Origin of the sequence: Tardiphaga sp. (assembly GCF_044340795.1) — a bacterium.
In the GTDB taxonomy this organism is placed as follows: Bacteria; Pseudomonadota; Alphaproteobacteria; order Rhizobiales; family Xanthobacteraceae; genus Tardiphaga.
This window is the reverse complement of the sequence record NZ_JBIISY010000334.1, coordinates 1-5,146: the sequence shown is the minus strand read 5'-3', so window position 1 is coordinate 5,146 and position 5,146 is coordinate 1. Positions and strand designations below refer to the sequence as shown.

Sequence of the window (5,146 nt, the reverse complement as noted above, 5' to 3'; positions counted from 1 at the left end):
GCGCCGGTGCCACCACGCTGGAATGGACCCTGACCTCGCCGCCGCCCTTCCATCAATTTGAAGTGCTGCCGCGTATCAAGTAAGTGTGCTGGGGCGCACAATAGTGCGCCGCATGAAATTGCCTCCGCCTCGTCCCTCGGGAACCGGCGGAGTGCCAGTGACACGAAGTGAGACCGATCTTGTCCGTCCTCGACCAAAACGCCATCGACCTGTCCGGCCCCCGCATTTCCGAAGCAGGTGTGAAGGACTATCTCGCGCTGCTGAAGCCGCGGGTGATGTCGCTGGTCGTGTTCACGGCCATGGTCGGCTATTTCCTGGCGCCGGGCGATCATCACCCGGTGCTGGCCATAACCTCGATCCTCTGCATCGCGATCGGCGGCGGCGCCTCGGGCGCGCTGAACATGTGGTATGAGGGCGATATCGACGCCCTGATGACGCGCACCGCCAATCGCCCGATCCCACGCGGCCGCATCACCCGCCCGGAAGCCTTCACCTTCGGCATCGTGCTCGCCTTCTTCTCGGTGATGACGCTGGGCATCCTGGTGAACTGGCTGGCCGGCGCGCTGCTCGCTTTCACCATCTTCTTCTATGTCGTCATCTACACCATCGGCCTGAAGCGCTGGACGGCGCAGAACATCGTCATCGGCGGTGCTGCCGGTGCACTGCCGCCTGTCGTGGCCTGGGCCGCGGCCTCGGGATCGCTCTCGATGGAGCCGATCCTGCTGTTCCTGATCATCTTCTTCTGGACCCCGCCGCATTTCTGGGCGCTGGCCCTGTTCCGCAACGATGACTACACCCGCGCCGGCGTGCCGATGCTGCCGGTGGTCGCCGGTCCCGATGCGACCCGCCTGCAGATCCTGCTCTACACCGTCGTGCTGGTGGCCACCGCCGTTGCCCCGTGGCCGCTGGGCTACTTCTCCGCCGTCTATGGCGTCGCCTCGCTGATCCTCGGCGCCGGCATGATGTTTCTCGCCGTGCAGGTCTACCGCCTGCGCGAGGGCAAGCCGGCCACCAAGGCAACACGTCAGCTCTTCGCGTTCTCGATCCTCTATCTGTTTGCTCTGTTCGCCATTCTGTTGGTCGAGGTGGCCGTCAAGGCCGCCGTGCCGCTGATCTGGTAAGAGGGCGCATGATCCGATGGACACCGAGCGCAAGTCTGATCAGCCCGAACCTGCCAAGCAGGACGGCATCGTTCTCACCGAGGCACAGAAGAAGAGCCAGCGTGAGCGCTCGATTGCCATCGCCTGGACGCTCGGCATTCTCGTCGTGCTGTTCTTCGCCGTCACCCTGGTCAAGGGGCCGGCAGTTCTCGTCCGGCCGCTCTGAGTGAGGTGACATGACCGAACCGCAGTCCCATCAGCCAGCCACCAAGCCGCGCCTCAAGCGTGATACGGTCGTTGCCTCGATCTGCGGTCTCGTCGTCGCCTTCATGGTGGGCGCATCCTACGCGGCCGTGCCTTTCTACAACTGGTTCTGCCGCGTCACCGGCTTCAACGGCACCACCATGGTGGCGTCCGGTGCGCCGGCCTCAGGCCCGATCGGCCGCACGATCTCGGTGCGCTTCGATGCCAATGTGGCGCCGGGCCTGCCGTGGAAATTCGTGCCGGAGCAGAGCGAAGTCCAGGTTCGCATCGGCGAAGTCCTCACGGTTTTCTACACGGTGACCAACCAGTCCGCCCGCACCACCCATGCCCAGGCTGCCTATAATGTGGCACCGCTCACGGTCGGCGCGTATTTCCAGAAGATCAATTGCTTCTGCTTTACCGACCAGACGCTTGGCCCCGGCGAAAAGCGCGAAATGCCGGTCGTCTTCTATGTCGATCCGAAGCTTGCGACCGACGCCGAGAATGACGGCCTGAACTCGATCACACTGTCCTACACCTTCTATCCCCAGCGCGATCCCACGCCGAAGCCTGTTGCGGCGACGGAAACGGGGCCGCGCAAGGGTAATCTGTAAGCATGATCCCGAAAAGTGGCCTTCCGGTTTTCGGATCAGATCATGCTCAACTAAGATTATAACTGCGAAATAACTCGCGCCGGCTTCAACGGGCGCAACTGACGGAGAGAGACACATGGCGACGGCAGAGGCGGGCACCGCGCACGCCAAGCATCACGACTATCACCTCGTCGATCCCTCGCCGTGGCCGGCGGTGGGCTCGCTGTTCGCCTTCATCATGGCGGTGGGCGCGGTCAGCTGGATGCACAAGATGTATGCCGCTGCGCCCCTCGTCTTCGGCGTCGGCACCATCGGCGTGCTCTACACGTTCGCGGCCTGGTGGACCGATGTGATCAAGGAAGCCCAGCGCGGCGATCACACCCGCGTCGTGCAGCTGCATCACCGCTACGGCATGATCCTGTTCATCGCCTCGGAAGTGATGTTCTTCGTCGCCTGGTTCTGGGCCTATTTCAATGCCGCGCTGTTCCCGGCCGATCCCGTGCATGCGACGCGCGAGGCGCTGTTCGGTGGCGTGTGGCCGCCGAAGGACATTCAGACTTTCGATCCGTGGCACCTGCCGCTGTTCAATACGCTGATCCTGCTGACCTCGGGCACCACGGTGACCTGGGCGCATCACGCGCTGCTGGAAGGCGATCGCAAGGGCCTGAAATACGGCCTCATCGTCACCGTCATTCTCGGCGTGCTGTTCTCCTTCGTGCAGGCTTACGAATACAGCCACGCGGCCTTTGCGTTTAAGGGCCATGTCTATGGCGCGACCTTCTTCATGGCGACCGGCTTCCACGGTTTCCATGTTCTCGTCGGCACCATTTTCCTGCTGGTGTGCCTGTTCCGTGTCTATGCCGGCCATTTCACGCCGAAGCAGCATCTCGGTTTCGAGTTTGCCGCCTGGTACTGGCATTTCGTGGACGTGGTCTGGCTGTTCCTGTTCGTCACGATCTATGTCTGGGGCTATGGCGGCATCGTCGCCGGCGCCGCCGCGCATTGATCGGGCGCTGATCATTCAAAAGGGCGGCCGTGAGGCCGCCCTTTTTGTTTCCTCTCCCGCTTGCGGGAGAGGGGGCCCAAGCGTAGCGAAGGGCGGGAGAGGGTCCGAACGGACGATGCAAGAACAAGCCCCAACAGAAATCAGCCTTGCCCCAACCATCGTGCGCGGCCTGGCCTGCAAGTGCCCGCGCTGCGGTGAGGGCAAGCTGTATGGCGGCTTCATCACCCTGCGCCCGACTTGCGAGCGCTGTGGGCTCGACTACAGCTTCATCGACACCGGCGATGGCCCGGCCATCTTCATCATCATGATCGCCGGCGCCATCGTGGTCGGCGCGGCGCTGATCGTCGAAGTGAAATACCAGCCGTCATTCTGGCTGCACGCCGCGCTCTGGCTGCCGCTGATTCTCGTGACCACACTGCTGCCGCTGCGCTCCATGAAGTCGCTGCTGATCGCCCTGCAATTCCACCACAAGGCCTCCGAAGGCCAGTTGATCGCACGCAAGCCCAAATGAATGACGTCACCGCGCGCCGGCGCAGCATCACCGGTTTCGGCATTGCCACGCTGGTCATCGTCGCGACGCTGCTGAGCCTCGGCTTCTGGCAGCTGCAGCGCCGAACCGAGAAGCACGCGCTGATCGCCGCCCTCGATCTCAGGCTCGCGGAGGCACCGGTTGCATTGCCGTCCTCGGATCGGTGGAGCGCAATGAGCGCGGCAACCGACGAATTCCGCCGTGTGACGTTCACGGCCACCTACAAGCCGCAGCCGGATGCCATGGTCTACAGCTCTGGCTCCGGCGTGCGCCCGGACGTTCCCGGAGCGGTCACCTGGGCCTTCCTGCCTGCAACGCTCCCCAACGGCGCGACGGTCGTGATCAATACCGGCTTCGTCCAGAACACGATGCAGGATCGCGCCCAGCAGGACCGTGTGGTCAAAACGCTCATCACCGGCGCTCCGGTGACAATGACCGGCTATCTCCGCTATCCCGAAACGGCAGGCACGCTGACCCCGCATGATGACGTCGCCAAGCGCCTCTGGTTCAACCGTGACCAGCGCGCCATGGCGAGCGCCCTTGGCTGGGGTGATGTCGCGCCCTTCTATGTCGATCTTGAAAGCCCGGTGCCGGCGAACGGCATTCCCAGGCCCGGCCCGCTGGAGGTCCGTCTGAAGGACAACCACATGCAATACGCCATCACCTGGTTCAGCCTGGCCGCGGCGGTGGTGCTTGCCTTCGGGGTGTGGGTGAGGGGGCAGCGGCGCGCTGCATAGTTCCCCTCATGAGATTGCGGGTATCGCTTTGCGAATGGCCTTCATCGGAATGATCATGCGCGGAGCGTGTCCAGCCAGATCGACAAAGCCGAGTTCGCGATAGAGTTTGGCCGCGCGCTCGTTCAACGCATCCAGCACCAGAAAATGTGCGCCGACGACATCTGCAACCTGTACGCAGCGGCCAAAGGCGTCTCCCATCAAAAATCCGCCGCCGCCTTTGCCTTGATGATCGATATGAAAGCCGATGATTGAAAGATAGATCGCGGCAATTGTTGAATAGTTTGGCAGCTTTTTCGCCATGGCCTGTGGCAGCGAGGATGTCTCAATTGCGTGGGCGTTGAGTGCGTAATATCCGACGACGGTGTTGGTCTGATCGAGACAGGCAACGTAGACGCGAGTCAGGTCGGCGTCCTGCTGGCGCGTTGCAGTGCTGGCCAGGAAGTTATCGACGCGGTCGACGCCGCAACGAAAGCTTGTCCTCTCGTGCCTGCTCCGGTCGAGCGGCTCGATCCGCAAACGCGCGAGGAAGGCGCTGTCGATCATTTTAACTTCATCACATCCGCGTGCATCTGCATAAGCTCTTTGAGCTTTGCTGTCGGCTCAGTTGCGTCGAGTGCCTGCATGAAGGCAGCGTGCGACGCTGGCGTGAGCACTGTGCGCTCTTGGCTTGCCACCGTCTCACGCGCCGCGCGCACAGCGGCGGCGATCATGAACTCTGATGGATTGATGCCGAGCAGGGTGGCGGCCTGCTCGATGAGCTCTTTGGTTTGGGGGGTCGTGCGTTGCTCCATGCGCGCGGTCTTGGCGCCCTTGGCAACAGCGTCTTTCTGATGTGGCAACATGGCTGCCTCCTAACCCCTCTGCGTACGGCAATTCCCGTACACAATCAAGATGAACGACTGGTGATGCCATTTCCCCTCGCGCCCGAAACCCATTAT

General features: G+C 62.6%; 8 protein-coding genes. 6 read left to right on the top strand and 2 right to left on the bottom strand.

The features are described 5' to 3' along the window. Window positions 1-179 precede the first annotated feature (179 nt). The 6 genes from ACIQ17_RS30525 to ACIQ17_RS30500 all read left to right on the top strand — a co-directional run bounded on the left by ACIQ17_RS30525 (window position 180) and on the right by ACIQ17_RS30500 (window position 4,208). Window positions 180-1,121, top strand: coding sequence for a heme o synthase (locus ACIQ17_RS30525; RefSeq protein ID WP_398473219.1), 942 nt, complete (start codon window positions 180-182; stop codon window positions 1,119-1,121). Window positions 1,122-1,137: 16 nt separating this feature from the next. Further along, on the top strand, window positions 1,138-1,326 hold the full coding sequence (locus ACIQ17_RS30520) for a CoxF protein (RefSeq protein ID WP_398473218.1): 189 nt from the start codon (window positions 1,138-1,140) through the stop codon (window positions 1,324-1,326). A 10-nt stretch (window positions 1,327-1,336) separates the two neighbouring features. Then, a complete protein-coding gene (locus ACIQ17_RS30515) occupies window positions 1,337-1,957 on the top strand; it encodes a cytochrome c oxidase assembly protein (RefSeq protein WP_398473217.1) in 621 nt (206 codons plus the stop codon). A 115-nt stretch (window positions 1,958-2,072) separates the two neighbouring features. Then, entirely contained in the window at window positions 2,073-2,942 is an 870-nt protein-coding gene (locus ACIQ17_RS30510) for a cytochrome c oxidase subunit 3 (RefSeq protein WP_398473216.1), read from the top strand. A gap of 115 nt (window positions 2,943-3,057) precedes the next feature. Continuing rightward, window positions 3,058-3,453, top strand: a complete 396-nt coding sequence (locus ACIQ17_RS30505) for a DUF983 domain-containing protein (protein WP_398473214.1) — start codon at window positions 3,058-3,060, stop codon at window positions 3,451-3,453. Next, window positions 3,450-4,208 (top strand): SURF1 family protein, encoded by a 759-nt coding sequence (locus ACIQ17_RS30500; RefSeq protein WP_398473213.1) that lies wholly within the window; start codon window positions 3,450-3,452, stop codon window positions 4,206-4,208. The genes ACIQ17_RS30505 and ACIQ17_RS30500 overlap by 4 nt, the downstream gene beginning before the upstream one ends. A 6-nt stretch (window positions 4,209-4,214) precedes the next feature. On the opposite strand, the gene ACIQ17_RS30495 is transcribed toward ACIQ17_RS30500, so the two are convergent. Together ACIQ17_RS30495 and ACIQ17_RS30490 are read right to left on the bottom strand one after the other, a co-directional pair. Next, entirely contained in the window at window positions 4,215-4,751 is a 537-nt protein-coding gene (locus ACIQ17_RS30495; protein ID WP_398473212.1) for a GNAT family N-acetyltransferase, read from the bottom strand. Then, window positions 4,748-5,050 (bottom strand): DUF1778 domain-containing protein, encoded by a 303-nt coding sequence (locus tag ACIQ17_RS30490; RefSeq protein ID WP_398473211.1) that lies wholly within the window; start codon window positions 5,048-5,050, stop codon window positions 4,748-4,750. Before ACIQ17_RS30490 ends, ACIQ17_RS30495 begins: the two co-directional genes overlap by 4 nt. Between the last annotated feature and the right edge of the window lie 96 nt (window positions 5,051-5,146).

What these genes read in the sequence shown, in the direction of transcription:
- ACIQ17_RS30490 (WP_398473211.1), bottom strand. Translation starts at nt 5,050, where the DNA reads ATGTTGCCACATCAGAAAGACGCTGTTGCCAAGGGCGCCAAGACCGCG.
- ACIQ17_RS30495 (WP_398473212.1), bottom strand. Translation starts at nt 4,751, where the DNA reads ATGATCGACAGCGCCTTCCTCGCGCGTTTGCGGATCGAGCCGCTCGAC.
- ACIQ17_RS30505 (WP_398473214.1), top strand. Translation starts at nt 3,058, where the DNA reads ATGCAAGAACAAGCCCCAACAGAAATCAGCCTTGCCCCAACCATCGTG.
- ACIQ17_RS30520 (WP_398473218.1), top strand. Translation starts at nt 1,138, where the DNA reads ATGGACACCGAGCGCAAGTCTGATCAGCCCGAACCTGCCAAGCAGGAC.
- ACIQ17_RS30515 (WP_398473217.1), top strand. Translation starts at nt 1,337, where the DNA reads ATGACCGAACCGCAGTCCCATCAGCCAGCCACCAAGCCGCGCCTCAAG.
- ACIQ17_RS30500 (WP_398473213.1), top strand. Translation starts at nt 3,450, where the DNA reads ATGAATGACGTCACCGCGCGCCGGCGCAGCATCACCGGTTTCGGCATT.
- ACIQ17_RS30510 (WP_398473216.1), top strand. Translation starts at nt 2,073, where the DNA reads ATGGCGACGGCAGAGGCGGGCACCGCGCACGCCAAGCATCACGACTAT.